General features: G+C 65.1%; 26 protein-coding genes. 15 read left to right on the top strand and 11 right to left on the bottom strand.

The window, feature by feature from the left end; genetic code table 11:
- Positions 1 to 271: 271 nt before the first annotated feature.
- From def (RSW2DRAFT_RS04770) to RSW2DRAFT_RS04790, 5 genes are read left to right on the top strand one after another with little or no spacing between them, the layout of a single operon-like run.
- The gene (def, locus tag RSW2DRAFT_RS04770; RefSeq protein ID WP_008028588.1) at positions 272 to 817 is read left to right on the top strand and encodes a peptide deformylase; all 546 of its coding nucleotides are present in this window, start codon (positions 272 to 274) and stop codon (positions 815 to 817) included.
- Between the two features lie 10 nt (positions 818 to 827).
- Complete coding sequence (def, locus tag RSW2DRAFT_RS04775) at positions 828 to 1,319, top strand: peptide deformylase (RefSeq protein WP_008028591.1); 492 nt, start codon at positions 828 to 830, stop codon at positions 1,317 to 1,319.
- Positions 1,316 to 1,819: a peptide deformylase gene (gene def, locus RSW2DRAFT_RS04780; RefSeq protein ID WP_008028593.1), complete on the top strand. Its 504-nt coding sequence runs from the start codon at positions 1,316 to 1,318 to the stop codon at positions 1,817 to 1,819. The genes def (RSW2DRAFT_RS04775) and def (RSW2DRAFT_RS04780) overlap by 4 nt, the downstream gene beginning before the upstream one ends.
- Positions 1,816 to 2,724: a methionyl-tRNA formyltransferase gene (fmt, locus tag RSW2DRAFT_RS04785; RefSeq protein ID WP_008028594.1), complete on the top strand. Its 909-nt coding sequence runs from the start codon at positions 1,816 to 1,818 to the stop codon at positions 2,722 to 2,724. Before def (RSW2DRAFT_RS04780) ends, fmt begins: the two co-directional genes overlap by 4 nt.
- Positions 2,725 to 2,780: 56 nt before the next feature.
- Entirely contained in the window at positions 2,781 to 3,020 is a 240-nt protein-coding gene (locus RSW2DRAFT_RS04790; protein WP_008028597.1) for a hypothetical protein, read from the top strand.
- On the opposite strand, the gene RSW2DRAFT_RS04795 is transcribed toward RSW2DRAFT_RS04790, so the two are convergent.
- The 6 genes from RSW2DRAFT_RS04795 to RSW2DRAFT_RS04820 all read right to left on the bottom strand — a co-directional run bounded on the left by RSW2DRAFT_RS04795 (position 3,010) and on the right by RSW2DRAFT_RS04820 (position 6,590).
- The gene (locus tag RSW2DRAFT_RS04795) at positions 3,010 to 3,516 is read right to left on the bottom strand and encodes a DUF3156 family protein (RefSeq protein WP_008028598.1); all 507 of its coding nucleotides are present in this window, start codon (positions 3,514 to 3,516) and stop codon (positions 3,010 to 3,012) included. The genes RSW2DRAFT_RS04790 and RSW2DRAFT_RS04795 overlap by 11 nt on opposite strands.
- A 50-nt stretch (positions 3,517 to 3,566) precedes the next feature.
- Entirely contained in the window at positions 3,567 to 4,028 is a 462-nt protein-coding gene (gene rnhA, locus RSW2DRAFT_RS04800; protein WP_008028601.1) for a ribonuclease HI, read from the bottom strand.
- 201 nt (positions 4,029 to 4,229) lie between these two features.
- On the bottom strand, positions 4,230 to 4,838 hold the full coding sequence (locus RSW2DRAFT_RS04805) for a LysE family translocator (protein ID WP_008028604.1): 609 nt from the start codon (positions 4,836 to 4,838) through the stop codon (positions 4,230 to 4,232).
- A gap of 9 nt (positions 4,839 to 4,847) precedes the next feature.
- Positions 4,848 to 5,798, bottom strand: coding sequence for a 4-hydroxy-3-methylbut-2-enyl diphosphate reductase (gene ispH, locus RSW2DRAFT_RS04810; RefSeq protein WP_008028607.1), 951 nt, complete (start codon positions 5,796 to 5,798; stop codon positions 4,848 to 4,850).
- Between the two features lie 148 nt (positions 5,799 to 5,946).
- The gene (locus RSW2DRAFT_RS04815; RefSeq protein ID WP_008028609.1) at positions 5,947 to 6,378 is read right to left on the bottom strand and encodes a hypothetical protein; all 432 of its coding nucleotides are present in this window, start codon (positions 6,376 to 6,378) and stop codon (positions 5,947 to 5,949) included.
- A 5-nt stretch (positions 6,379 to 6,383) separates the two neighbouring features.
- On the bottom strand, positions 6,384 to 6,590 hold the full coding sequence (locus RSW2DRAFT_RS04820) for a SlyX family protein (RefSeq protein ID WP_040671636.1): 207 nt from the start codon (positions 6,588 to 6,590) through the stop codon (positions 6,384 to 6,386).
- 85 nt (positions 6,591 to 6,675) lie between these two features.
- Between RSW2DRAFT_RS04820 and hisS the strand changes: the two genes are divergently transcribed.
- Genes hisS through hisG form a run of 3 tightly spaced genes read left to right on the top strand, consistent with a single transcriptional unit; the run spans position 6,676 to position 9,964 of the window.
- On the top strand, positions 6,676 to 8,160 hold the full coding sequence (gene hisS, locus RSW2DRAFT_RS04825; RefSeq protein WP_008028613.1) for a histidine--tRNA ligase: 1,485 nt from the start codon (positions 6,676 to 6,678) through the stop codon (positions 8,158 to 8,160).
- Complete coding sequence (locus tag RSW2DRAFT_RS04830; protein ID WP_008028615.1) at positions 8,157 to 9,260, top strand: ATP phosphoribosyltransferase regulatory subunit; 1,104 nt, start codon at positions 8,157 to 8,159, stop codon at positions 9,258 to 9,260. Before hisS ends, RSW2DRAFT_RS04830 begins: the two co-directional genes overlap by 4 nt.
- Positions 9,257 to 9,964: an ATP phosphoribosyltransferase gene (hisG, locus tag RSW2DRAFT_RS04835; RefSeq protein WP_008028617.1), complete on the top strand. Its 708-nt coding sequence runs from the start codon at positions 9,257 to 9,259 to the stop codon at positions 9,962 to 9,964. Before RSW2DRAFT_RS04830 ends, hisG begins: the two co-directional genes overlap by 4 nt.
- Before the next feature lie 69 nt (positions 9,965 to 10,033).
- Here hisG and RSW2DRAFT_RS04840 read toward each other — a convergent pair whose 3' ends face one another.
- On the bottom strand, positions 10,034 to 10,462 hold the full coding sequence (locus RSW2DRAFT_RS04840) for a DUF1489 family protein (RefSeq protein WP_008028620.1): 429 nt from the start codon (positions 10,460 to 10,462) through the stop codon (positions 10,034 to 10,036).
- A gap of 120 nt (positions 10,463 to 10,582) precedes the next feature.
- Here RSW2DRAFT_RS04840 and RSW2DRAFT_RS04845 point away from each other — a divergent pair, with 120 nt between their 5' ends.
- Positions 10,583 to 12,868: an adenosylcobalamin-dependent ribonucleoside-diphosphate reductase gene (locus RSW2DRAFT_RS04845; RefSeq protein WP_008028621.1), complete on the top strand. Its 2,286-nt coding sequence runs from the start codon at positions 10,583 to 10,585 to the stop codon at positions 12,866 to 12,868.
- A gap of 105 nt (positions 12,869 to 12,973) precedes the next feature.
- On the opposite strand, the gene RSW2DRAFT_RS04850 is transcribed toward RSW2DRAFT_RS04845, so the two are convergent.
- Positions 12,974 to 14,275 carry a helix-turn-helix transcriptional regulator gene (locus RSW2DRAFT_RS04850; RefSeq protein WP_040671638.1) on the bottom strand — a complete coding sequence of 434 codons (1,302 nt, stop codon included), beginning with the start codon at positions 14,273 to 14,275 and terminating at the stop codon, positions 12,974 to 12,976.
- A gap of 230 nt (positions 14,276 to 14,505) precedes the next feature.
- Between RSW2DRAFT_RS04850 and RSW2DRAFT_RS04855 the strand changes: the two genes are divergently transcribed.
- The 6 genes from RSW2DRAFT_RS04855 (at position 14,506) to RSW2DRAFT_RS04880 (ending at position 20,148) form a co-directional block, all read left to right on the top strand.
- Positions 14,506 to 15,852 (top strand): substrate-binding protein, encoded by a 1,347-nt coding sequence (locus RSW2DRAFT_RS04855; RefSeq protein WP_008028623.1) that lies wholly within the window; start codon positions 14,506 to 14,508, stop codon positions 15,850 to 15,852.
- A gap of 120 nt (positions 15,853 to 15,972) precedes the next feature.
- Positions 15,973 to 17,004, top strand: coding sequence for a branched-chain amino acid ABC transporter permease (locus tag RSW2DRAFT_RS04860; protein WP_008028624.1), 1,032 nt, complete (start codon positions 15,973 to 15,975; stop codon positions 17,002 to 17,004).
- Positions 17,005 to 17,008: 4 nt separating this feature from the next.
- Positions 17,009 to 18,202, top strand: a complete 1,194-nt coding sequence (locus RSW2DRAFT_RS04865) for a branched-chain amino acid ABC transporter permease (RefSeq protein ID WP_008028625.1) — start codon at positions 17,009 to 17,011, stop codon at positions 18,200 to 18,202.
- An 8-nt stretch (positions 18,203 to 18,210) separates the two neighbouring features.
- Positions 18,211 to 18,969 carry an ABC transporter ATP-binding protein gene (locus tag RSW2DRAFT_RS04870; RefSeq protein WP_008028626.1) on the top strand — a complete coding sequence of 253 codons (759 nt, stop codon included), beginning with the start codon at positions 18,211 to 18,213 and terminating at the stop codon, positions 18,967 to 18,969.
- Between the two features lie 42 nt (positions 18,970 to 19,011).
- Positions 19,012 to 19,767: an ABC transporter ATP-binding protein gene (locus RSW2DRAFT_RS04875; RefSeq protein WP_008028627.1), complete on the top strand. Its 756-nt coding sequence runs from the start codon at positions 19,012 to 19,014 to the stop codon at positions 19,765 to 19,767.
- Between the two features lie 99 nt (positions 19,768 to 19,866).
- Positions 19,867 to 20,148 (top strand): hypothetical protein, encoded by a 282-nt coding sequence (locus tag RSW2DRAFT_RS04880; RefSeq protein WP_008028628.1) that lies wholly within the window; start codon positions 19,867 to 19,869, stop codon positions 20,146 to 20,148.
- Between the two features lie 8 nt (positions 20,149 to 20,156).
- On the opposite strand, the gene RSW2DRAFT_RS04885 is transcribed toward RSW2DRAFT_RS04880, so the two are convergent.
- The 3 genes from RSW2DRAFT_RS04885 to RSW2DRAFT_RS04895 form a co-directional block, all read right to left on the bottom strand.
- Positions 20,157 to 20,543, bottom strand: a complete 387-nt coding sequence (locus tag RSW2DRAFT_RS04885; RefSeq protein WP_008028629.1) for a response regulator — start codon at positions 20,541 to 20,543, stop codon at positions 20,157 to 20,159.
- A 108-nt stretch (positions 20,544 to 20,651) separates the two neighbouring features.
- Entirely contained in the window at positions 20,652 to 22,706 is a 2,055-nt protein-coding gene (locus RSW2DRAFT_RS04890; RefSeq protein ID WP_008028630.1) for an MFS transporter, read from the bottom strand.
- Positions 22,707 to 22,900: 194 nt separating this feature from the next.
- Positions 22,901 to 23,578 (bottom strand): adenylate kinase, encoded by a 678-nt coding sequence (locus RSW2DRAFT_RS04895; RefSeq protein WP_040671604.1) that lies wholly within the window; start codon positions 23,576 to 23,578, stop codon positions 22,901 to 22,903.
- Between the last annotated feature and the right edge of the window lie 28 nt (positions 23,579 to 23,606).

A 23,606-nucleotide genomic window follows, 5' to 3' on the forward strand; every position in this document is an offset into this window, starting at 1 on the left:
AAGCTGACGCAGCCCGCTCGGACCTGCAAGCCAAAGCCGCCTGCGTGCCGATTGGCCTGATTCTACGCCCACCGGACGAAAAATCCAATATCTGTCTGCATGTTGGATGAAAATTCTGCATAGGTTGTTCAAGCCGGAACATTATGCTGTTAAATGCCAAATAACCAGAATTAACGTCCGGAGAAATCCGCCTTTCCTTGCCCCGCCCGCGACGTTTGTCCTGCCACCCAAATCCTTGCGCGAAGCCATTGTTTCCACTAAATCACAGCCCATGAAACGCACCATCCTGATCCACCCCGACCCGCGCCTGAAGAAAATCTGCGAACCCGTGCCGAAAATCACGGTCGAGATTGGCCGTCTGGCCGAGGATATGCTTGAAACCATGTATGACGCGCCGGGCATTGGTTTGGCCGCGCCGCAGCTTGGCGTGACCAAGCAGTTGATCGTGATGGATTGCGTCAAGGATCCGGCGCTGACCGCGCGGCCGATGGCGATGTTCAACCCGGTGGTCACCTGGGCCTCGGAAGACCTTTCGACCTACGAGGAGGGCTGCCTGTCGCTGCCCAACCAATATGCCGAGATCGAGCGCCCCTCCGAAGTGCGGGTGCGCTGGACCGGGCTGGACGGGGTCGAGCAGGAAGAGCATTTCACCGGCCTCTGGGCCACTTGCGTGCAGCACGAAATCGACCATCTGTCGGGCAAGCTGTTCATCGACTATCTGCGCCCCCTGCGGCGGCAGATGATCACCCGCAAGATGGAAAAGCTGAAGCGCGACATTGCCCGCGACAGTGGCGGCGTGCCCGGTCCCTGGGCGTGAGGGAGTAGCGGTGCCGGTGCTGCCGATCCTGTGCTGGCCCGACGCGCGGCTTGCCACGCCCTGCGATCCGGTGGCGCCCGGCGCTGATCTGCGCGCGCTGGCCGCCGACATGCTGGCCACCATGTATGCAGCCACCGGGCGGGGCCTGGCGGCTCCGCAGATCGGCATCTTGCAGCGGGTTTTCGTGATGGATACCGGCTGGAAAGAGGGTCGGCCTGCGCCGCAGGTGCTGGTCAACCCGGAAATCCTGTGGCGGTCCGAGGCTTGCAAGACCGTTGCCGAAGGCTGCCTGTCGCTGCCCGGCATTTCCCCCGACATCAGCCGCCCGGCCGAAATCCGTCTGCGCTGGCGTGATCTGGACGGCACCCCCCACGAAGCGCATCTGACCGGTTTCGCCGCCACCTGCGCCCAGCACGAGATCGACCATCTCGACGGTATCCTGACCCTCGATCACCTTGCCCCCGAAGCCCGCGCCCGCGCCGAAGCCCTGGTGGCCGCATGACCGTGCGCCGCTGCCTGCCTTATCCAGACCGCCGCCTGAAGACCGTCGCGGAGCCCGTTGCCGAAATCACCGACGAGGTCCGGGCGATCTGGGCCGACATGGTGGAAACCATGGACGACATGCCCGGCGTCGGCCTTGCCGCGCCGCAGATCGGCGTGATGCTGCGGCTGGCGGTGGTGGATTGTTCGGAAACCCGCGGTCAGGCCGTGCTGATGGCCAACCCCGAGGTGCTGCACGCCAGCGGCCAGATGCGCGAGCATGACGAGGGCAGCCCCAACCTGCCCGGGGTGTCGGCGGTGATCAGCCGCCCGCGCGCGGTGACGGTGCGGTTCCTGAATGCCCAAGGGCAGGTGGAGGAGCGAGATTTCGTCAACCTCTGGGCCACCTCGGTGCAGCATCAGATCGACCATCTTAACGGCAAGCTTTACATCGACCACCTGTCGCCATTGAAGCGCAAGATGCTGATCGCCAAATCGCAGAAGTATCTGGGGCGGATATGAAAATCGTCTTCATGGGCACGCCGGAGTTTTCGGTGCCGGTGCTGGAGGCCCTCGCATCGGCGCATCAGGTGGTCTGCGTCTATACCCAGCCGCCGCGCCCCGCCGGTCGTGGCCAGCAACCCCGCCCCAGCCCGGTGCAGGCGCGGGCCGAAAGCCTTGGCCTGCCGGTGCGCCACCCGGTCAGCCTGCGCAACGCCGAAGCCCAGGCCGAGTTTGCCGCCCTTGATGCCGACATCGCGGTGGTGGTGGCCTACGGGCTGATATTGCCGCAAGCGGTGCTGGATGCGCCGCGGCTTGGCTGTCTGAACATCCACGCCAGCCTGTTGCCGCGCTGGCGCGGGGCGGCACCGATCCACCGCGCCGTGCTGGCAGGCGACGGCGAAACCGGGGTCTGCATCATGCAGATGGAAGCGGGGCTGGATACCGGCCCGGTGCTGCTGCGGCAAGCCACGCCGATCGGCCCGGAGGATACCACCGGTGCCCTGCATGACCGGCTTGCCGCGCTGGGGGCAAAGCTGATCCTGCAAGCCCTGGCGGACCTTTCAAACCTGCCGCCGCAGCCGCAACCCGACGACGGCGTGACCTACGCCGCCAAGATCGACAAGGCCGAGGCCCGCATCGACTGGACCCTGCCCGCTGCCGAAGTGGATCGGCACATCCGCGGCCTTTCGCCCTTTCCCGGTGCCTGGTGCGAGGTGGCGGGCGAGCGGATCAAGCTTCTGGGCTCGCGTCTGGCCCCCCGTCCTGCCGCCGGGCAGGGCACGCCGGGGCAGGTGCTGGGCGGCTTTACCGTGGCCTGCGGTTCTGGTGCGGTGGAGATCACCCAGGCGCAACGCCCCGGCAAACGCGCCAGCGCCGCGGCCGAGATCCTGCGCGGTCTCGCGCTGCCCGACCATCTTTCCTGACCCATTCACAAACCGCCCCCGGCCCCCCATATTCACCCCAACCAAGGAGGCCACCCATGCCCATGCTGCTGTTCATCGCCATCATCGGTGCCGCCGCCGGGTTTCTGGCAACCCGGTTCATGCGGGTCGAAACCGACGTGCCAACCACGGTGGCCATCGGCATCGGCGGCGCGCTGCTGGGCTGGCTGATCCTGCGGATATTGGCGGCGGTCACCGGCTGGCTGGCGATGTTCGTCGGTGCGGTGCTGGGGGGAATGGCGCTGATCTGGCTCTGGCGCAAATACGTCAGCCGCTGATCCGCTTTACTGCGTCTTTCAGCCGGAACCCCTTGCCGCCGACATTGCGCCACAGCATCTGGCCCTGCCAGGCGGCAAACAACAGTGCCGCGGCCTCGGCATCACCCAGCCTTGCTGCCAGCGCCGCCTCGACCCTCGCGCGCCAGGCTTCCGCCCGTGCCCGCAGGGTGGCATCGCGGAAATCGACCGCCAACAAGGCCAGATCAACCTCGGCTTCCGCCCCAAGCACCTTGAGCAACGCCTGCGCGCCCTTTGGCCCGGCCTCGGCCTCGGTTTCGGCGGCGATAGTTGCGGCATCCATCGCGTCCCAGCTTGCCGCCAGCGCCAGCGCCAACATCCTGTCGCGCGACCCGAACCGCTGCACCAGCGTCGGTGCTGCCAACCCCGTGGACCGCGCCACCGAGGCGAAAGCCACCGCCTTGTCGCCCCCCGCCGCCAGCAGGGCGCGGATGGTGGCGTAAACCTCGGCGTCGGGAATGATCTTGTTGCGGGCCATGACCCGAAGATAACCGAATATTCGTTCATGCAAAGCCGAAAATCGCCGCCTCAGCCCTTCGGCTTCTTGAACGGCGCCATGCCGGCACGGGCCAATTCGTCCGCCCGCTCGTTTTCTTCGTGCCCGGCATGGCCCTTGATCCAGCGCCATTCGACCTTGTGCCGCGCCTGCGCTTCGTCCAGCCGCAGCCACAGATCGACATTCTTCACCGGCTTGCGGTCAGCGGTCTTCCAGCCGTTGCGCTTCCAGCCGGTCATCCAGGTGGTGACGCCGTTCTTGACATAGGCGCTGTCGGTCACGATCACGATGCCGGCGTCGCGCTTCAACGCCTCCAGCGCCGAGATTGCCGCCATCAACTCCATCCGGTTGTTGGTGGTGTCGGCCTCGCCGCCGCTCAGCGTGCGCTCCTTGACCACCACAGCCCCGTCCCGCGCCTGCATCAGCACACCCCAGCCCCCCGGGCCGGGATTGCCCGAACAGGCACCGTCGGTATAGGCGAACAGATCGGTCATGGCATCTCCCTCGCAACCGGGTTTAGGCATGCTCAAGGCAGCCGTCAACCGAGGCCCCTTCATTCACCTTTGTTCAAATATCCTCGGGGGTGATGAGCGATTAGAAAACCTCCAGTGGAGGTTTTCCGCGAAGAACGCCCGGCCCGTGGCCGGGCTGGGGGGGCAGACAGCCCCCCGTCTGTCATCGGCCACCGTCCTGCCTCAGGCCCGCTCGAACGCCAGCTTGGCCCCCAGTGCGGCAAAGGACGCGGCAAAGGCCCGGCGCAGCCAGGTCATCACCCGCGGGCTGGACAGCAGGGCGCGGCGCGACAGGCCGGCGGCCAGCACATACAGCACGAACGTGCCGAAGGTCATCGCGGTAAAGCCGAAGCCCAGTTCCACCAGCCGCGCCGTGGCGTCCGCACTGCCTGCGGGCACGAATTGCGGCAGGAAGGCCACGAAGAACAGCGGCAGCTTGGGGTTCAAAAGGTTCAGCACGATGCCGCGCCAGACGATCCGCCGCGCGGTTCCCGGCTCGGCAGCGTCGATCCGCAAGCCGCCACTGCCCTGCAAGGTGGCCCAGGCCATCCACAGCAAATACGCCACCCCGGCGAATTTCACGCTCTGGAACAGCACGGCACTGGTGTGCAGCACCGCCGCCAGCCCGGCCATCGCCACCACCATGTGCAGTACCGTCACCAGCGTGCAGCCCACCGCCGCCAGCAACCCGGCGCGTATCCCGCCGCCCAGCGTCATCGACAGGGTGTAAACCACGCCGATCCCCGGCGAGACGCAGACGATGAACGCGGTCAGCAGAAATTCGGGTGACATGCCAGCCCCTTACAACGGATCGCGCACCGACTTCGGCAGCTTGAATTCAACGTTTTCCTTGACGGTTTCCACCATCTCCAGCGTCAGGTCGAACCTTGCGCGGAAGGCGTCCAGCACCTCGTCCACCAGCACATCCGGGGCCGAGGCACCGGCGGTCAGGCCCACCGTTTTCAAGCCCTCCAACGCCGCCCAGTCGATATCGGTGGCGCGCTGCACCAGTTGGGCGTGGCCACAACCGGCATTGCGCCCGACCTCGACCAGCCGCCGCGAGTTCGACGAATTCGGCGCGCCGATCACCAGCAAAGCCTCGATCTTGCCCGCGATTGCCTTCACCGCTGCCTGACGGTTGGTGGTGGCATAGCAGATGTCTTCCTTGGTCGGCACCGCGATGGCCGGAAACCGTGCCACCAGTGCCGCGACAATGCCCGCGGTATCATCGACCGACAGCGTGGTCTGGGTGATATAGGCCAGCTTTTCCGGGTCGCGCACCTGCAGACCCGCCACATCGGCCTCGGTCTCGATCAGCAGCACTTCGCCTTCGGGCAGTTGCCCCATGGTGCCGATGGTTTCGGGGTGACCGGCGTGGCCGATCATCACCATCTGCAAGCCGTTCTCGGCATGGCGCGCCGCTTCCAGATGCACCTTGGAAACCAGCGGGCAGGTGGCATCGACCCAGAGCATCTGCCGCCGTTCCGCCTCGGCCGGAATGGATTTCGGCACGCCATGGGCGGAAAAGATCACGGGTCGGTCGGCGGGCACCTGATCCAGTTCCTCGACGAACACAGCACCCTTGTCGCGCAGCCGGTCCACCACGAACTTGTTGTGCACGATCTCGTGGCGCACATAGACCGGCGCGCCCCATTTGGCCAAGGCCATCTCGACGATCTTGGTGGCGCGGTCCACACCGGCACAAAAGCCGCGCGGGGCGGCAAGGTAAAGCGTCAGGGCGGGCTTTGTCATCGCGGATATCCGTTTTGCTGTGCGCACCAGAGGTAAGCCGCATGGCCCCGCAGGTCCAGCCCCGAAGAGCGCGACGGGCCTGCGACGTTTTCATTTCTGGCCGGACGTCGCGGTTCTGCCTGGCTGAAATGCCCATCCGGCCGGTCGGTCAACCTGCCGCCAATCGCTCGCGCCGCCATGCCTGTCCCCCCGCCAGCAGCGCGGCAAGGGCCAGTGCAAAGGTCGCCCAGCGGCTGACCAGCAAGCGCAATGCCGCCTCGGCCGCCGTGCCGCGCAGATCGCCATACTGGATGATCCGGGCTTGCTCGACCCACATCAGCCCGAACCCGGCAAGCGTGCAGACCAGCGCCAGTATCCCCCAACCCCGCGCCGGACGTCTGACCGCCAACCCGCCAAGCAGGCCCAAGACCGCAATCTGCAACAGCGGCACACCAAGCCCTGCCCACCAACGGGTGCGCAGCATGGCCGTGTCATAGGTCGGATCGCCCATGGTGGTCAGCGGCAGCACCAGCGTCGCGGCAAAGAACGCGGCCACCACGGCCAGCCCCAGCATCACCCCGCGCCAGACCCAGACCCGCATGCCGCCTACCAATGCGGCGGCCGCTGGTCGGCCAGCGGGATGCCGCCTGCACCATCCGCCTCGCGCTCGGCTTCGCGCTCCAGCAGCAACCCCACCCTGCGGCTCAGCCGCTCGATATCGCCCGCCTGCCGCGCCAGCACGTCCGACAATTCCTCGACCACGCGCACCAGATGCGCGATCTGCTCTTCCGCCGCCTGAACCCGCTGTTCCATCATCCGCCCTTTGCCACCCATCAGAACCTTGTCGCAGCCCGCCCCATCCGCTACACCGCCCGCGACGTCACGCAAAGGGTGCCCGATGGCCAGCGATACACCGAAAGCCAAACCCGCCCGCCGCCCGCGGGCCGAAACCCCCAAGGGCTTCCGCGACTATTTCGGCGCCGAGGTGACGGAACGCAAGGCCATGCTGGACCGCATCGCCGAGGTTTACCACCGCTACGGTTTCGATCCGCTGGAAACCTCGGCGGTGGAGACGGTCGAGGCGCTGGGCAAGTTCCTTCCCGATGTCGATCGCCCCAACGAAGGCGTGTTCGCCTGGCAGGACGAGGATGCCGACTGGCTGGCCCTGCGCTATGACCTGACGGCGCCGCTTGCCCGTGTGGCCGCGCAATACCGCAACGAGTTGCCCAGCCCCTACCGCCGCTACGCCATGGGCCCGGTCTGGCGCAACGAGAAACCCGGGCCGGGCCGGTTCCGCCAGTTCTATCAATGCGATGCCGATACGGTGGGGTCGGCAAGCGTTGCCGCCGATGCCGAGATCTGTGCCATGCTGGCCGACGCGCTGGAAGTGGTGGGCATCCCGCGCGGCGACTATGTGGTGCGGGTGAATAACCGGAAGGTGCTGAATGGGGTGATGGAGTCTATTGGCCTCACGGAAGACGATGCCGAAACTCGCGAAGCTGTGCTCAGGACAATTGATAAGTTTGACAAAGTTGGACGCGAGGGCGTTCTCCAACTTCTCACAAATGGGCGGTTGGATGCATCGGGTGCATTTATTAAGGGCGTTGGCCTCAGCAATGAGCAAGCCGAGATTGTCCACCTTTTTCTTGTTTCGAAGGGTGAAGATGGCAATCAGTCACTGGAGCTGCTGAGTCAATTGATTGGCAGTTCTGCCGCAGGGCAAGAAGGAATCGAGGAACTCGAAACCATTGCCTCCCTCCTCGCTGCCCAAGGCTACGGCCCCGACCGCATCGTGATCGACCCCTCTGTGGTCCGCGGCCTCGGCTACTACACCGGCCCGGTGTTCGAGGCCGAACTCACCTTCGAAATCCTCGACGAAAAGGGTCGCAAGCGGCAGTTCGGCTCGGTGGCGGGCGGTGGGCGCTATGACGGGCTGGTGGAACGATTCACCGGGCAGAAGGTGCCGGCGACCGGCGTCTCCATCGGGGTGGACCGGCTGCTGGCGGCGCTGCGGGCCAAGGGGCGGCTGGAGGCGGGCAGCGCCGGTCCGGTGGTGGTGACGGTGATGGACCGCGACCGCATGGCCGACTACATGGCCATGGTCTCTGACCTGCGCAATGCGGGCATCCGGGCCGAGGTCTATCTGGGCAATCCGAAGAACTTCGGCAACCAGTTGAAATACGCCGACAAACGCGGCTCTCCCATCGCGGTGATCCAGGGCGGCAACGAGGCGGAAAAGGGCGTGGTGATCCTGAAAGACCTGATCCTTGGCGCCAAGATCGCGCAAAGCGCCACGCTGGAGGAATGGAAGGACCGCCCCGCCCAAATGGAGGTTCCGCGCGCCGATCTGGTGGCGGCAGTGCGGCGGATGCTGGCGCAATGACCCCCAAGGCCGCCATCCGGGCCGAGGCAGAGGCGCTGTTTGCCGCCTTTCAGGCTGCGGGTGCCGCGCCGGTCGAGGCCGACATCCTGCTGCCCGCCGAAACCCTGCTGGACCTTTACGGCGAGGATATCCGCGCCCGCGCTTATGTGACGCAAGACCCGTTGCGCGGCGAGATGATGCTGCGCCCCGATTTCACCGTGCCGGTGGTGCAGGCGCACATGACCCACGGCGCCGACCCCGCCCGCTACACCTATCTGGGCGAGGTGTTCCGCAAACAGGACCACCTTGGCCCGCGCGCCAGCGAATACCTGCAGGTCGGCTACGAGGTGTTCGACCGCACCGCCCCCGAGGCCGCCGATGCCGAGGTCTTTGCCCTGTTCGCCCGGATGCTGGCCCCCCTGAGCCTGCGCGCCGCCACCGGCGATATCGGTATCCTGATGGCGGCAGTGCGTGGGCTGAACACCACGCCGCGGCGCAAGGCCGCCCTGCTGCGCCACATCTGGCGCCCCGCCCGGTTCCGCGCCCTGCTGGACCGCTTTTCGGCGCGCACGCCGCAACCGGCCTCGCGCGCCCGGCTGCTGCAACTTCTGGCCACCGATGTGCCCGGCGTGCTGATCGACCAGTCCGCCAGCTTCATCGGCCTGCGCTCGCCCGCCGAGATCGCCGCCCGCGCCAACGCCCTGATTGACGACGCCGCCACCGCGCCGATTGCTGCCGAAGAAGCCGCGACGCTGGACGACCTGCTGACCCTTTCCGCCCCCGCAGCACTTGCCCTGACCCACCTGCAAGCCATTGCCGCCCGGATGCCCGCCATCCGCCCGGCAGTCGCCCGCTTTGCCACCCGGCTTGACGCCCTTGCCGCCCGCGGCATCGACATCACCACCCTGCCGTTCGAGGCCAGCCACGGCCGCACGTCGCTGGAATACTACGACGGCTTCGTGTTCAGCTTCCACGCCGCCGACCCCGGCCTGCCTCCCGTCGCCTCGGGCGGGCGCTACGACGCGCTGACCGCGGTGCTGGGACAGGGCAAATCCATCCCGGCGGTGGGCGGCGTCATCCGGCCCGGTCTGGTGGCCGCATTGAAAGGCGGCAACCCATGAGCCTGAAGATCGGCGTGCCGTCCAAGGGGCGGCTGATGGAAAACACCTTCCAGTGGTTTGGTGAACGCGGCGTGGCGATGCGGCAAACCGGTAACGGGCGGGAATATTCGGGTGCTGTCGAGGGCATCGACGGCGTCGATCTGGTGCTGCTTTCGGCGGGAGAAATTCCGCGCGAACTGGCGGCGGGGCGCATCCATCTGGGCGTCACCGGCTCGGACCTGGTGCGCGACAAGCTGGCCGACTGGCAGGCGCAGGTGGCCGAACTGGCGCCGCTGGGCTTTGGCCATGCCGACCTGATCATCGCGGTGCCTGCGGTGTGGATCGACGTTGACACGCTGGACGATCTGGATGCGGCGGCGGCGGCGTTCCGGGCGGCGCATGGCTTCCGGCTGCGCATCGCCACCAAATACCACCGGCTGGTGCGCGATTTCCTGACCACCCATGGCGTGGCCGACTACCAACTGGTCGATAGCCAGGGCGCCACCGAAGGCACGGTGAAGAACCTGACCGCCGAGGCGATTGCCGACATCACATCGTCGGGCGAAACCCTGCGCGCCAACCACCTGAAAGTGCTGTCGGACGGGCTGATCCACCAAAGCCAGGCCACGCTGTTCCTGTCGCGCGCCGCCGTCTGGGACGCGCCGGAACGGGCCGCACTGACCCTGCTTTCCTCCCGGCTTGGGCTGTCGGTGCCGCAACTCTGACCTGCGGCTTCTTCTCTGCGAAAATATCCCCGCCGGAGGCTCCAACGCCGGGGCCATGATAACCGCCCGTCAGCGCAACCCGATATCCGCCAAAGCCCGCGCCAGATCGTCGGGCAGCTTTTCCTCACGCGCCCGGCCCTGCGGCAGATCGCGCGGCGCGTCGGCCGGGTCCAGATAGCGCCAGCCCTGAAACGGCCGGCGCGGGGCGGTGTCGGTGCGGATCACCGCCACATCCAGCACCAGCGCACAGCGGCGGATGCCGTCACTGCCGATGACCTCCTCCAGCCGCAGGATGCGCTGACGGGCCATGATCGCGCCCATGATCACCCAATACAGCGAGCCTTGCACCACCTCGGCCTCGCGCTTTGGCCACATCCGGGTGATGTGCACCGCGGTGCCCGCAGCCCAACGGTGCTGCTGGCTGGTCTGCCAGTCGATCAGGTCTTCGACCGACTCGGCGCCGACGCAAAGCTTCAGGATGTTGATGCTGTCGGCCACGATTCCCCCGGGTATTGGCGAACCCCGAACATAGCCCTTGCCCCGGCAAGGTCAATTGACCCAAGGCCCTGCAGGGCATATCTTGCGCTTTCACCCTGCACAAACGCCAAAGGTTGCCAGATGTCCCGATTCGCCGCCCCGATAGCCGAGCAGATCTGGGACATGAAATACCGTCTGAAAGACGCCTCGGGCACCGCCATCGACGGCACCATCGAGGATAGCTGGCGCCGTGTCGCCCGGGCGCTGGCGGAAGTCGAGGCCAAGCCCGCGCTGTGGGAAGACCGGTTCTATGCGGCGCTGGAGGGGTTCAAGTTCCTGCCCGCAGGCCGCATTACCGCCGGCGCCGGCACCGGCCGCACCGTGACGCTGTTCAACTGCTTTGTGATGGGCACCATCCCCGACAACATGGCCGGCATCTTCGAGAGCCTGAAGGAAGCCGCGCTGACCATGCAGCAGGGCGGCGGCATCGGCTATGATTTCAGCACCATCCGCCCGCGCGGCGCCGAGGTGAAAGGCGTGGCCGCCGACGCCTCCGGCCCCCTCAGCTTCATGGACGTGTGGGACGCGATGTGCCGCACCATCATGTCGGCGGGCAGCCGTCGCGGGGCGATGATGGCCACCATGCGCTGCGACCACCCGGATGTGGAGGCCTTCATCGAGGCCAAGAAAGACCCGGCGCGGCTGCGGATGTTCAACCTTTCGGTGCTGATCACCGATGCCTTCATGGCGGCGGTCAAGGCCGATGGCCCGTGGGAGCTTTGCTTTGGCGACAAGGTGTACAAGACGTGCCAAGCGCGCGATCTGTGGAACCGGATCATGCGCAATACCTACGATTTCGCAGAACCCGGCGTGATCTTCATCGACCGCATCAACGCGATGAACAACCTCGCCTATGTCGAGACCATCGCCGCCACCAACCCCTGCGGCGAGCAACCCCTGCCGCCCTATGGCGCCTGCCTCTTGGGCAGCATCAACCTCGCCACGCTGGTGTCCAACCCCTTTGCCGCCAATGCAGCACTGGACCTGGCCGCACTGGACGAGTTGGTGCGCACCGCCGTGCGGATGATGGACAATGTGGTCGATGCCAGCCGCTTTCCGCTGCCCGAACAGGCCGTCGAGGCGCAGGCCAAGCGCCGCATCGGGCTGGGCGTCACCGGGCTGGCCGATGCGCTGCTGATGCTGCGCCTGCGCTATGGCTCGGATGCGGCGGCGGCGCAGACCGAGGCCTGGATGCAGGCCATCGCCCGCGCGGCTTACCTCGCCTCGGTCGATCTTGCCCGTGAAAAGGGCGCCTTCCCGCTGTTTGATGCCGAGAAATATCTGGCTTCGGGCACCATGCGGCAGATGGACGGCGACGTGCGCGACGCCATCCGCAAACATGGCATCCGCAACGCCCTGCTGACCAGCATCGCCCCGACCGGCACCATCAGCCTTTACGCGGGCAACGTGTCCTCGGGGATCGAGCCGGTGTTCGCCTATGCCTACAGCCGCAAGGTGCTGCAAAAGGACGGCAGCCGCACCGAGGAGGAAGTGGTCGATTACGCCGTGCGGCTGTGGCGCGAGACGCACGGCGACGCCCCCTTGCCCGACTATTTCGTGAACGCGCAAACCCTGCCACCGCTGGACCATGTGTGGATGCAGGCAGCAGCGCAGAAATGGGTGGATTCAAGTATTTCGAAGACCATCAACTGCCCGGAAGACATCAGCTTCGACGATTTCCAGCAGGTCTATATGGCGGCCTGGGATCAGGGCTGCAAAGGCTGCACCACCTACCGGCCCAATGCGGTGACGGGCTCGGTGCTGACGGTATCCGAAGCCTCGGACAAGACGCCTTCGGAAGCCCCGGCGCTGGTCAATGCCAATGCCGATGGCGCCGAGGTGGTCTATCTGTCCGAACCGCTGGACCGGCCGCAGGCGCTGGACGGCGCTACCTACAAGGTGAAGTGGCCCGGCTCCGAGCACGCGCTTTACATCACCATCAACGATATCCTGATCGCCGGCCACCGCCGCCCGTTCGAGGTGTTCATCAACTCGAAGAACATGGAGCATTTCGCCTGGACCGTGGCGCTGACCCGGATGATCTCGGCGGTATTCCGGCGCGGCGGCGACATTTCCTTTGTGGTCGAGGAACTGAAGGCGGTTTTCGACCCGCGCGGCGGTGCCTGGATGGAAGGGCGCTATATCCCGTCGATCCTGGCGGCAATCGGCGGCGTGATCGAGGGGCATCTGATCGCCATCGGCTTCATCGACGGCGAGGGCATGGGCCTGAAATCCGACCCCAAGGCCGAGGCGGTATCCACCACCATGCGCCCGGGCAAGGCCTGCGAGTTCTGCGGCAGCTTCGATCTGCGGATGATCGAAGGCTGCATGACCTGCGGATCCTGCGGCCAGTCGAAATGCGGCTGATCTGACGGCGAGAAATCTCTCGCGGTTTCGATAAGTTGCCGAAAACGCTTGTGAAATGGCCAAAAGCCTTCGCAGGAAAGCACCGGCCGAATGGCCGCTGGTGGCTCAACTCAGGATCGTCGGCTCGCGGCGGGCCGGGCAGGCCGGGCGCGGGCATATGCGGCACGAGGTGCCGATCGGGCGTGGCGCCGGGGCCGCGGCGGAAACAGGCAGGTCGGGCACCACCAGCATCGTCGCCTCATAGACCGGCGGCTCGTCGAAACCCGGCTGGGTGCGGGGTTGTGCCACGGCATAGCACAGGAAACGGCCGCCGCGGTTGCCGGGCAGCGAGACCACTGTCCGCACTGGCAGACCGGGCTGGGTGAGCACCTGAAACAGCGGCCAAAGCGAACAGGCAGCCCCGGTGTGGGGCAGCGCAAAGCCCGCCACCCGTTGCAGATGCGTCAGTGCCCCTGACCCGTCGCAAATGGCCAGCCCCATCGACGGGTGGCCTGCATCCGACGGCAGCGCCGCCAACCGGCGCAGCACCGCCGCAAGGTCGGTGTCGAAGGCGCGGGCCAGCAGCGTCGGGTTGTGCCGATGCTGCAATGCCGCCGCGGAAAATGTCGCCAGCGGCATTGCCAGCGCGTCGTGCCGATAGCGTTTCAGCCAGCCGCCCAGCAGCACTTGCGCCGCCGCGCTGATCGGGCCGGGGGCCTGCGCCACCACCTCGGCCACCGCCGCCATGCCGGATTTGCCCTCCAGCGCCGGCAGGTGATGGCCCAGCGTTTCCAGCACCTGATCCACCTCTTCCTGCGGCGAGCGCAGGATGCCGCCACTTTCGGCAGGGGCCTCCAGAAACCCCACCAGCGACTTGCTGCTTTCGGCCAGTCGCAGGCTGTCGGCGTGGATATTGGCCTTGAAGCGGGCCTGCCAGATGTCGTCGATCTCGTCGCCGCTGACCAGGATCGAGGCCGCCGACTGGATCGAGGTCACCGCCGAAATCACCTGATGCAGCGCGCTGGCCAGTTCGGGGTCATGGGCGATACGGTCGTTCAGCTCGGCCACCCGCACCTCCAACTGGGCGATCTTGCGCGCCTGTTCGCCCACCAGCGCCGCCCAGCCGGGAAAACCGGCGGCAAAATCCTCGATCCGGGCCACTTCGCAGGCCTGTTCGGGGTGGCCTGCCGCCGCGGTGCGCAGCCGGTCGATCAACGCGCCTTCCGCGCCTTCGGTCAGTGAAACCGGCTCGACCGCCAGCGCCCTGGCGATCTGATTCAGCAGTTTTCCGCCGATACTGCGCCGGTTACGCTCGATCAGGCTGAGATAGGTGGCCGAGATTCCGGCCAGTTCGGCCAGTTCGGATTGCCGCATCGCCCGCTGCAGGCGCTTGTCGCGGATGCGGCTGCCGGTAAGTTCGTGGGCCAATTGCGCAATTCCCGGAATAATTTCAATGGCTTTCTGCATACGCGAGAGAATAGTTTTACATATTGCCCCAGCCACCCGTACTTAACTTTACAAAAAAATCCAACTTCCACAATGGTTTGTTGAAAAAAACGACCAGAAAGAACAACATCATAATTCTACAATACGTCGGCGCGAGGACGGGCTGAGGAGACCAGCCTCGCATGAAATGCGGACACCATAGGGAGGAAACGATGTCCAGATCGAACTTTACGCGGCGCGGGCTTTTGAAAACCGGGGCGGTTGCAGGCACCACCTTTGCCTTGCCCACCATCTTCACCTCGCGGGCAGCCAATGCCTTCACCAACGAGCCGACCGGCAGTTCGGTCACCTTCGGTTTCAACGTGCCGCAGACCGGCGCCTATGCCGAAGAGGGCATGGACGAGCTGCGCGCCCAGCAACTTGCCGTCGAGCATCTCAATGGCATCGGTGACGGCGGCATGCTCAGCACCTTCTCGTCGAAAGTGCTGACCGGTGCCGGCCTGCTGGGCAAGGAAGTGAAGTTCGTGTCCGGCGACACCCAGACCAAGGCCGATATCGCCCGCGGCACCGCCCAGTCGATGATCCAGAAAGACGGCGTGATCATGATCACCGGCGGGTCGTCCTCGGCCGAAGCCATCGCCGTGCAGGGCCTGTGCCAGGAAGCCGGCGTCATCTTCATGGCCGGCCTGACCCATTCCAACGACACCACCGGCAAGGACCGCAAGGCCAACGGCTTCCGCCACTTCTTCAACGCCTACATGTCGGGCGTGGCGCTGACGCCGGTGCTGCAAAAGGTCTATGGCTCGGATCGCCGCGCCTATCACCTGACCGCCGACTACACCTGGGGCTGGACGCAGGAGGCTTCGATCGCGGCTTCCACCGAGGCGATCGGCTGGCAGACCGTGCAGAAGGTGATGACGCCGGTTGGCGCCGGGGATTTCTCGTCCTATCTGGCGCCGGTGCTGAACTCGGGCGCCGATGTGCTGATCCTGAACCACTATGGCGCCGACATGGTGAACTCGCTGACGCAAGCGGTGCAGTTCGGTCTGCGCGACAAGCAGGTGAACGGCAAGAACTTCGAGATCGTGGTGCCGCTGTATTCCGAACTGATGGCCGCCGGTGCCGGCGAGAACATCAAGGGCGTCTATGGCTCGATGAACTGGAACTGGCAGTTGCAGGACGCTGGCACCAAGGCTTTCGTCAAGTCCTTCGGTGAGAAATACGGCTTCCCGCCGTCGAACGCAGCACAGACCTGCTATGCGCAGATCATGCTTTATGCCGATGCGGTGACCCGCGCCAATTCGTTCAACCCCTGTGCGGTTGCCGAGGCGCTGGAGGGCTTCGAGTTCGACGGTCTGGGCAACGGCCCGACGCTGTACCGCAAGGACGACCATCAGTGCTTCAAGGACGTGCTGGTGATGAAAGGTGCCGAGGCGCCGACCAGCCAGTATGACAACCTGGAGATCGTCGAGATCACGCCGGTGGCGCAGGTCACCTATGCGCCCGATCACCCGATGTTCGCCGGTGGCGCGCTGGGCGACTGCAACCCCGGCGCCTGATCAGCCGAAAATCAACGTCCGGCCGCATGACTGCTGCGGCCGGACGTCTTGTTGTGCGGGATGCGCCGTGACGGCGCGTCGCCTGCCGTCATCACCCAATTCAGAACGAGCGCGGGGCACATGGACGCCATCCTTCTTCAAATCCTCAACGGTCTGGACAAAGGCTCTGCCTATGCCCTGATCGCGCTGGGGCTGACGCTGATCTTCGGCACCCTGGGCGTGGTGAACTTCGCCCATGGCGCGCTGTTCATGATCGGCTCTTTCTGTTCGGTGACGCTGTCCAAGCTGTTCAGCCTCAGCTTCGAGACGGTGGACCCGACCAAGCTTGATTTCCTTGGCAACCCGTCGAAGGTGACGACGCCCTATGTGCAGGCCTGGTTCGGCCCGGAACTGGGGGCGGCGATCATCGACTGGTCGGTGCCGCTGGCGATCCTGCTGGCCATTCCGGTGATGCTGATCGTCGGCTACGTCATGGAACGCGGCCTGATCAAGCATTTCTACAAACGCGCCCATGCCGACCAGATTCTGGTGACCTTCGGCCTGGCCATCGTGCTGCAGGAGATCGTGAAATACTTCTTCGGCGCCAACCCGATTTCCGCCCCGGCGCCCGAGGTGTTCCGCGGCAGTCTTGATTTCGGCCCGTTCTTCGGGCTGGAGGCCAACAAGGTGATCTACCCCTACTGGCGGCTGGTGTATTTCTTCTTTTCCGCCGGCATCATCGCCGCGGTCTTTGCCTTCCTGCGCTTCACCACCTTCGGCATGGTGGTGCGCGCGGGCATGGCCGACCGCGAGACGGTGGGCCTGCTGGGCATCGACATCGACAAGCGCTTCACCGTGATGTTCGGCATCGCCGCGGCGGTGGCCGGGCTTGCGGGCGTGATGTATGCGCCGATTCTGTCGCCCAACTATCAGATGGGCATGGATTTCCTGGTGCTCAGTTTCGTGGTGGTGGTGGTGGGCGGCATGGGCTCGTTGCCCGGGGCCGTGCTGGCGGGGTTCCTGTTGGGCATCCTGCAATCCTTCGCCTCGATGAACGAGGTGAAAAGCGTGATCCCCGGCATCGACCAGATCATCATCTACCTTGTCGCCATCATCATTCTGCTGACGCGTCCTCGCGGCCTTATGGGTCGCAAGGGCGTGATGGAGGAGTAAGCCCATGTTCGGCCTTGACCGCAAAGATACCGTGTTCATGCTGATCGTGGTGGTGATCGCACTTTCGGCGCCGATCCTGCTGAACCCCTGGCCCGCAGCCAGCCAGATGGCGCAGTTCAACGCCGGTTACCCCGATCTGATGCAACGCTTCGTGGTCTATGGCATCTTCGCCATCGGCTTCAACATCCTGTTCGGCCTGACCGGCTATTTGTCCTTTGGTCATGCGGCGTTTCTGGGGGTGGGCAGCTATGCCGCGGTGTGGATGTTCAAGCTGTTGTCGATGAACATCATTCCGGCGATCCTGCTTTCCATGGTCGTGGCGGGGTTGTTCGCGCTGGTGATCGGCTATGTGTCGCTGCGCAGGTCGGGGATCTACTTCTCGATCCTGACGCTGGCCTTTGCGCAGATGTCGTTCAACATGGCCTATTCGGTGCTGACACCGCTGACCAATGGCGAAACCGGGCTGCAACTGGCGCTGGACGACCCGCGCATCCTTGATGCCGCCAACACCACCAACAGCCTGCCTGTCACCAACCTGTTCGGCGCCGAGATGCGGTCGTCGGTCACCTGGAACGTCGGCGGCTGGTCGTTCGACTTTTCGGTGGGCTACTATGTCTGCGCCGTGATCATGCTGATCGCCTTCTACACCTCGGTGCGCATCTTCCGCTCGCCGTTCGGCATGATGCTGCGGGCGGTGAAATCGAACCAGCAACGGCTGAACTACACCGGCATCAATTCGCGGCCCTACACCCTTGCGGCCTTTGTGATCTCGGGGATGTATGCGGGCCTCGCCGGCGGTCTGCTGGCGGCAATGGACCCGCTGGCCGGGGCCGAGCGGATGCAATGGACCGCCAGCGGAGAGGTGGTTCTGATGACCATTCTGGGCGGGGCGGGCACGCTGATCGGGCCGTTCCTGGGGGCGGGTTTCATCAAGTATTGCGAGAACATCTTTTCCAAGATCAACGACCAGATCCTGCACCAGTGGTTCGCGCTGTTGCCCGACTGGCTGGAAAACACCCTCGTCACCGTGCTGCATCCGTTCATCGGCAAGGGCTGGCACCTGACGCTGGGGCTGATCTTCATGCTGGTGGTGGTGTTCCTGCCGGGCGGTCTGGTTGAAGGCTGGAACCGCATCACCGGCCTGTTCCGCCGCAAGCCGAAAGCCAAGCCTTCTGCCACCACCGAACCGGCCGAATGAGGGACCAGATGGGAATTCTTGAAGTCAACGGCGTTGGCAAGAACTTCGGCGGGTTGAAGGCGCTGTCCAACGTCAACCTGTCGGTCAAGGAAAACACCGTTCACGCCATCATCGGCCCGAACGGGGCTGGCAAATCCACCCTGCTGAACTGTCTGGTGGGCAAGCTGATCCCCGATACCGGCACCGTCACCTTTGCCGGGCAGTCGGTGCTGGGGCGCAAGCCGCACCAGATCAACCAGATGGGAATCTCGCGGGTGTTCCAGACGCCCGAGATTTTCACCCATCTGACGGTGATGGAAAACGTGCTGATCCCCTGCTTTGCCCGGCGCGACGGATCGTTCCGCATGCACGCCTTCGAGACGGTGGCCAACGAGCACGACATCGTCGAGCAGGCCGAGGCGATGCTGAAGGACGTCAAGATGCTGGACAAGCGTCACATGCTGGCCGCCAACCTGTCGCGCGGCGACAAGCGGCGGCTGGAAATGGCGATGTGTCTGGTGCAGGAACCGAAGCTTTTGCTGCTGGACGAACCCACCGCCGGCATGGCGCGGGCCGACACCAACAACACCATCGACCTGCTGAAGGAAATCAAGGCCAGCCGCCCGATCACCATGGCGATCATCGAACATGACATGCATGTGGTGTTCAGTCTGGCCGAGCGGATCACCGTGATGGCGCAGGGCACACCGCTGGTCGAGGATACCCCCGACAACATCAAGGGCCATCCCAAGGTCCGCGAAGCCTATCTGGGCGAAGCACAAGTCTGACCCACGCCGCCGCCCGGACCGTTACCCAAACCAGAGGCCATCATGACCGCCAAACCCGCCTTCGACCCCAACGCCAGCCACGCCAGCCACGCCCCCGCCTTCCTGTCGGTGTGGAACATCGAGGCCTATTACGGCGAAAGCTACATCGTTCAGGATGTCAGCTTCAACATCCACGAGGGCGAGATTCTGGCGCTGCTGGGGCGCAATGGCGCGGGCAAGACCTCCACCTTGCGCACCATTGCCCGGCTGGGCAACCCGCAACTGCGGCGCGGTGAAATCTGGCTGGACCATGCCCCCCTGCACAAGATGAAGGCGCATCAGGCCGCGGCGGCGGGCATCGCGCTGGTGCCCGAGGATCGCCGCATCATCCCCGGCCTGACGGTCGAGGAAAACCTGCAACTGGCGCAGATCGCGCCGCCGGTGGGCTGGTCGCTGGACCGCATCTACGATCTGTTCCCGCGGCTGGGCGAGCGGCGCAAGCAGGAAGGCGTCACCATGTCGGGCGGCGAGCAGCAGATGCTGGCCATCGCCCGGGCACTGGCGCGCGACATCAAGGTGCTGCTGCTGGACGAACCCTATGAAGGCCTGGCGCCGGTGATCGTGCAGGAGATTGCCAAGACCCTGGCGATCATCCGCGATCAGGGCATCACCACCGTCATCGTCGAACAGAACGCCGTGGCCGCGCTGAAACTGGCCGACCGCGCCATCATTCTGGACATCGGCACCGTGGTGTTCGACGGTTCGGCGCAGGAGGTGCTGGAGAACGAGCAACTGCGGGCGCAGTATCTGGCGATCTGAGGCGCCCCATATCGCCGCGCCGGGAATAGCTGCCTGCGAACATATGCCCGTTGTGTTTTTGACCGGCCAAGGTCAAATGGCGCTGCCAAGGAGAAGCGCATGACCCTCACCGATATCCTGCTGATGCAACTGGCCGATCCGTTCAGGATTGGTCTGATCCTGGCGCTGGTCTATACGGCCGAGCGCAACCGGGCCGTCACCGGATCGTGGTTGCCGCTGCTGCTGGGGGTGGCGTTCATCGCCCTGATGATCCCGATGACGCTGCAGACCAACTCTACCGAACCGTTGCAGCGGCTGGCGCTGGTCGGTCTGATCTCGAACAGCCTGCTGCTGGCGGTGGCCCTGGCGGCGCGGTGGGTCTGGCTGCGCTTGCGGCGCTGACGCGCGCCTCAGGCTTTGGTCACCATGCGGTTCAACTCGTCGCGCAGGGCGGCCAGTTCGAACGGCTTGGCGATGAAACTGTCGGCGCCCATTTCCAGGCTGCGCTTGCGTTCCAGCGCCGAGCCGCGGGCGGTCATCATGATGATTTTGATATCGGCCAGCGCCGGGTTCGCGCGCACCAGCGCACAGATGTCATAGCCCGACATTTCCGGCAGCATCACGTCCAGCAGCACGATGTCGGGATGGGTTTCGATGATCCGGCCAACGGCGCTGCCACCCTTGGCAAGCCGGTCGTGGCGAAAGCCTTCCCGGGTCAGCACATATTCCAGCGCCATGGCGATGTTGTCCTCGTCCTCGACGATCAGCACCAGGGGGCGAGAGGGGGCCGGGCTCATCTTTGTCTCCTGTTCGGGTTCAACGGAACCGGCCGGGTGATAGCAGCAGGACGCCAGACAAGGAAAAAGCCGGCCAGGGCTTTGCGCGCCCTGGCCGGATCTTTGGACTTACCGCTTCGCGTCGTCGGCGAAGATCGACTTCTTGTGGGTGCCGCCGGGCACGAAGATCGTGCCGATGACCACGGTCATCACCGCAACCACGATCGCATACCACAGACCGGCGTAGATGTTGCCAGACTGGGCCGAGATCGCGAAGGCGGTCGCAGGCAGCAGACCCCCGAACCAGCCGTTGCCGATGTGGTAGGGCAGCGACAGACCGGAATAGCGGATCCGGGTCGGGAACAGTTCCACCAGCATGGCGGCGATCGGGCCGTAAACCATGGTCACCAGGATGATGAGGTAGGTCAGGATACCGATGATCGTCAGCTTTTGCGCCGAGAAGATGTCGAGGAAGGTCTCGGCCTTGGCGATGGTGGTGTTGTCGGCTGCAACCAGTGGATAGCCCGCCGCTTTCAGCGCATCGTTCACGCTTTTCTCGAACGCGGCTTTCGCGCCCTTGGCATCGTCCAGCACCTTTTGTGCCGCCGCGGCGTTTTCAACCGCTTTCGGGCCGGCGGCCAGTTGAGCGGCCATCAGCTTGGCTTGCAGGTCCAGCAGCGCCGGATCGGCAACCCCGTTCACCGACACCGCATCCGGGAAGGACAGCAGCGCGGTTTCCGGCAGACCCATCGCCTTGCGGGCGTCGATCAGCGCGGTGCGGGCATCCGTCACGGTTGCTGCGGCATCGGCCAGCGGCTTCAGCGCTTCGGTCGCGGCCTTGATGTCGGCCGCATTCTTGGTGCCGTCATAGCCAGTGATCACCGTGTCGCCGATCTTGACGCTGGCAACAGTGCCGGGGGCTGCATCGACGGTGGTCGAGTTGACCGCGGTTTTCGACAGCAGCGCCTTGGTGATGTCGCAGGACGAGGTGAACTTGGCGGTACCGGTCGGGTTGAACTGGAACGAGCAGTCCTCCGGGTCGGCGGTCACGGTCACATCCGTCAGTTGGGCTGCATAAAGCGCCGGGTTGGCGGTTTTCGTCAGCATCTTGAAGGTCGGGAAGTAGGTGACGGCAGCAATCAGGCAGCCGGTCAGGATGATCGGCTTGCGGCCGATCTTGTCGGACAGCGACCCGAAGAACAGGAAGCCGCCGGTGCCCAGGATCAACGACCAGGCCACGAAGACGTTGGCCGAGAAGCTGTCGACCTTGATCACGTTCTGGATGAAAAACAGGGCGTAGAACTGGCCCGAGTACCACACCACGGCTTGACCGGCGGTCAGACCCAGCAGGGCGATGATGGCGATCTTGGCGTTGCGCCATTGACCGAAAGCCTCGCGAAGCGGTGCCTTCGACTGCGCGCCTTCGTTCTTCATCTTCTGGAAGGCCGGGCTCTCGTTCATCTGCAAGCGGATGTAAAGCGAGGTCAGCAGCAGGAAGATCGAGCCAAGGAACGGGATGCGCCAGCCCCAGGCGTTGAAGGCCTTCATCATCGCGGGCGAGCCGTCGGCGTTGAAGGTGGCAGCACCGACCGCGTCCAGCACCGGCTGTTCGGGATAGTTGCCGTTGACATAGCCCTGAACCATCAGGATCACGATCAGCGACAGCAGCAGCCCCAGCGTGGCGGTGGTCTGGATGAAGGCGGTGTAATAGCCGCGGCGGTTGGCGGGCGCGTGTTCGGCCACATAGACCGCAGCCCCGCCGTATTCACCGCCAAGTGCCAGGCCCTGGGCCATCCGCAAGGCGATCAGGATCGAGGGCGCGGCAACGCCCCAGTCCTGATAGCCGGGCAGCAGGCCGACGCAGAATGTCGACAGGCCCATGATCAGGATGGTGGCCAGGAAGGTGTATTTCCGGCCGATCAGGTCGCCCATGGCGCCGAACACCAGCGCGCCGAACGGGCGCACGATGAAACCGGCGGCAAATGCCAGCAACGCAAAGACGTTGCGGGTGGCTTCCGGGAAGGCGGTAAAGAAGTTCGCCCCGATCACGGCTGCAAGCGAGCCGTAAAGGTAGAAGTCATACCATTCGAAGATCGTGCCGGCAGAGGACGCCAGAATGACCTTCCGCTCCTCCCCGGTCATCGGGCGCGAGCGGACGCTCACATCCACGGTTTCTGTTGCCATTGGGTTTCCTCCATGTTGGTTCGGCCGATGCGGGCCGGTAGACTGCCGTGATTTCGCTGAGTTTCGGTCTGCACGGATGCACAGCCCTGTCAGCCTGGGGTGCGGCCTTGCGGTCCGCGCCGCTTTTTGTGCGGCGTCCCGCTTGCGCGATCGGCCCCACCCGTTCTGCCCCCCGGTCGGGGCGCAGCAATTCGTTACGCCAGCACGCCGCCGGCAAGGGCAGCAAGTGTGCTGCGGATATCGGCGATGGCACCCATCGCGTCGATCCGGTGCAGCACGCCGCGGCCTTCATAGTAGGCGATCAGCGGTGCGGTCTGGGCATGGTAGGCTTGCAGCCTTGCCAGCACCGTGTCTGCATTGTCGTCGGCGCGGCGGGTGAACGTCGTGCCGCCGCATTTGTCGCAAACCCCCGCCTGAGCGGGCAGTTTGAACTGGTCGTGATAGCCCTCGCCGCAGGCCGCACAGGTATGGCGGCCCGAAATCCGGCCCACCATCGCGGCATCGTCCACCTCCAGGCTGACCACGGCCGTGACCTTCTGACCTTGCTCCGCCAGCAAACCATCCAGCGCCCGCGCCTGCGCGTCGGTGCGCGGAAAGCCGTCAAGAATGACGCCGCGGGCGGTATCCGGCGCCGCCATCCGCTCGCGCAGGATCGCCAGCACGATCTCGTCGGACACCAGTTGTCCCGCCGCCATCACCGCCTTTGCGGCCCGCCCGGCTTCGCTGCCCGCCGCCACCGCGGCGCGCAGAAGGTCGCCGGTGGAAAGCTGCACCAGCCCGAAATCGGCCTCGAGCATGCGCGCCTGGGTGCCCTTGCCTGCCCCCGGAGGGCCAAGCAGGATCACCACGGCGGCGGCCTGGGGTTCGGGCATGCTCTTCACGCCCGGTTCATCCGGTTTT

Origin of the sequence: Rhodobacter ferrooxidans (assembly GCF_000176015.1) — a bacterium.
Taxonomy (GTDB): Bacteria; Pseudomonadota; Alphaproteobacteria; order Rhodobacterales; family Rhodobacteraceae; genus Pseudorhodobacter_B; species Pseudorhodobacter_B ferrooxidans.

What these genes read in the sequence shown, in the direction of transcription:
- def (WP_008028588.1), top strand. Translation starts at nt 272, where the DNA reads ATGAAACGCACCATCCTGATCCACCCCGACCCGCGCCTGAAGAAAATC.
- def (WP_008028593.1), top strand. Translation starts at nt 1,316, where the DNA reads ATGACCGTGCGCCGCTGCCTGCCTTATCCAGACCGCCGCCTGAAGACC.
- fmt (WP_008028594.1), top strand. Translation starts at nt 1,816, where the DNA reads ATGAAAATCGTCTTCATGGGCACGCCGGAGTTTTCGGTGCCGGTGCTG.
- RSW2DRAFT_RS04790 (WP_008028597.1), top strand. Translation starts at nt 2,781, where the DNA reads ATGCCCATGCTGCTGTTCATCGCCATCATCGGTGCCGCCGCCGGGTTT.
- RSW2DRAFT_RS04795 (WP_008028598.1), bottom strand. Translation starts at nt 3,516, where the DNA reads ATGGCCCGCAACAAGATCATTCCCGACGCCGAGGTTTACGCCACCATC.
- rnhA (WP_008028601.1), bottom strand. Translation starts at nt 4,028, where the DNA reads ATGACCGATCTGTTCGCCTATACCGACGGTGCCTGTTCGGGCAATCCC.
- RSW2DRAFT_RS04805 (WP_008028604.1), bottom strand. Translation starts at nt 4,838, where the DNA reads ATGTCACCCGAATTTCTGCTGACCGCGTTCATCGTCTGCGTCTCGCCG.
- ispH (WP_008028607.1), bottom strand. Translation starts at nt 5,798, where the DNA reads ATGACAAAGCCCGCCCTGACGCTTTACCTTGCCGCCCCGCGCGGCTTT.
- RSW2DRAFT_RS04815 (WP_008028609.1), bottom strand. Translation starts at nt 6,378, where the DNA reads ATGCGGGTCTGGGTCTGGCGCGGGGTGATGCTGGGGCTGGCCGTGGTG.
- RSW2DRAFT_RS04820 (WP_040671636.1), bottom strand. Translation starts at nt 6,590, where the DNA reads ATGGAACAGCGGGTTCAGGCGGCGGAAGAGCAGATCGCGCATCTGGTG.
- hisS (WP_008028613.1), top strand. Translation starts at nt 6,676, where the DNA reads ATGGCCAGCGATACACCGAAAGCCAAACCCGCCCGCCGCCCGCGGGCC.
- RSW2DRAFT_RS04830 (WP_008028615.1), top strand. Translation starts at nt 8,157, where the DNA reads ATGACCCCCAAGGCCGCCATCCGGGCCGAGGCAGAGGCGCTGTTTGCC.
- hisG (WP_008028617.1), top strand. Translation starts at nt 9,257, where the DNA reads ATGAGCCTGAAGATCGGCGTGCCGTCCAAGGGGCGGCTGATGGAAAAC.
- RSW2DRAFT_RS04845 (WP_008028621.1), top strand. Translation starts at nt 10,583, where the DNA reads ATGTCCCGATTCGCCGCCCCGATAGCCGAGCAGATCTGGGACATGAAA.
- RSW2DRAFT_RS04855 (WP_008028623.1), top strand. Translation starts at nt 14,506, where the DNA reads ATGTCCAGATCGAACTTTACGCGGCGCGGGCTTTTGAAAACCGGGGCG.
- RSW2DRAFT_RS04860 (WP_008028624.1), top strand. Translation starts at nt 15,973, where the DNA reads ATGGACGCCATCCTTCTTCAAATCCTCAACGGTCTGGACAAAGGCTCT.
- RSW2DRAFT_RS04865 (WP_008028625.1), top strand. Translation starts at nt 17,009, where the DNA reads ATGTTCGGCCTTGACCGCAAAGATACCGTGTTCATGCTGATCGTGGTG.
- RSW2DRAFT_RS04870 (WP_008028626.1), top strand. Translation starts at nt 18,211, where the DNA reads ATGGGAATTCTTGAAGTCAACGGCGTTGGCAAGAACTTCGGCGGGTTG.
- RSW2DRAFT_RS04875 (WP_008028627.1), top strand. Translation starts at nt 19,012, where the DNA reads ATGACCGCCAAACCCGCCTTCGACCCCAACGCCAGCCACGCCAGCCAC.
- RSW2DRAFT_RS04880 (WP_008028628.1), top strand. Translation starts at nt 19,867, where the DNA reads ATGACCCTCACCGATATCCTGCTGATGCAACTGGCCGATCCGTTCAGG.
- RSW2DRAFT_RS04885 (WP_008028629.1), bottom strand. Translation starts at nt 20,543, where the DNA reads ATGAGCCCGGCCCCCTCTCGCCCCCTGGTGCTGATCGTCGAGGACGAG.
- RSW2DRAFT_RS04890 (WP_008028630.1), bottom strand. Translation starts at nt 22,706, where the DNA reads ATGGCAACAGAAACCGTGGATGTGAGCGTCCGCTCGCGCCCGATGACC.
- RSW2DRAFT_RS04895 (WP_040671604.1), bottom strand. Translation starts at nt 23,578, where the DNA reads ATGCCCGAACCCCAGGCCGCCGCCGTGGTGATCCTGCTTGGCCCTCCG.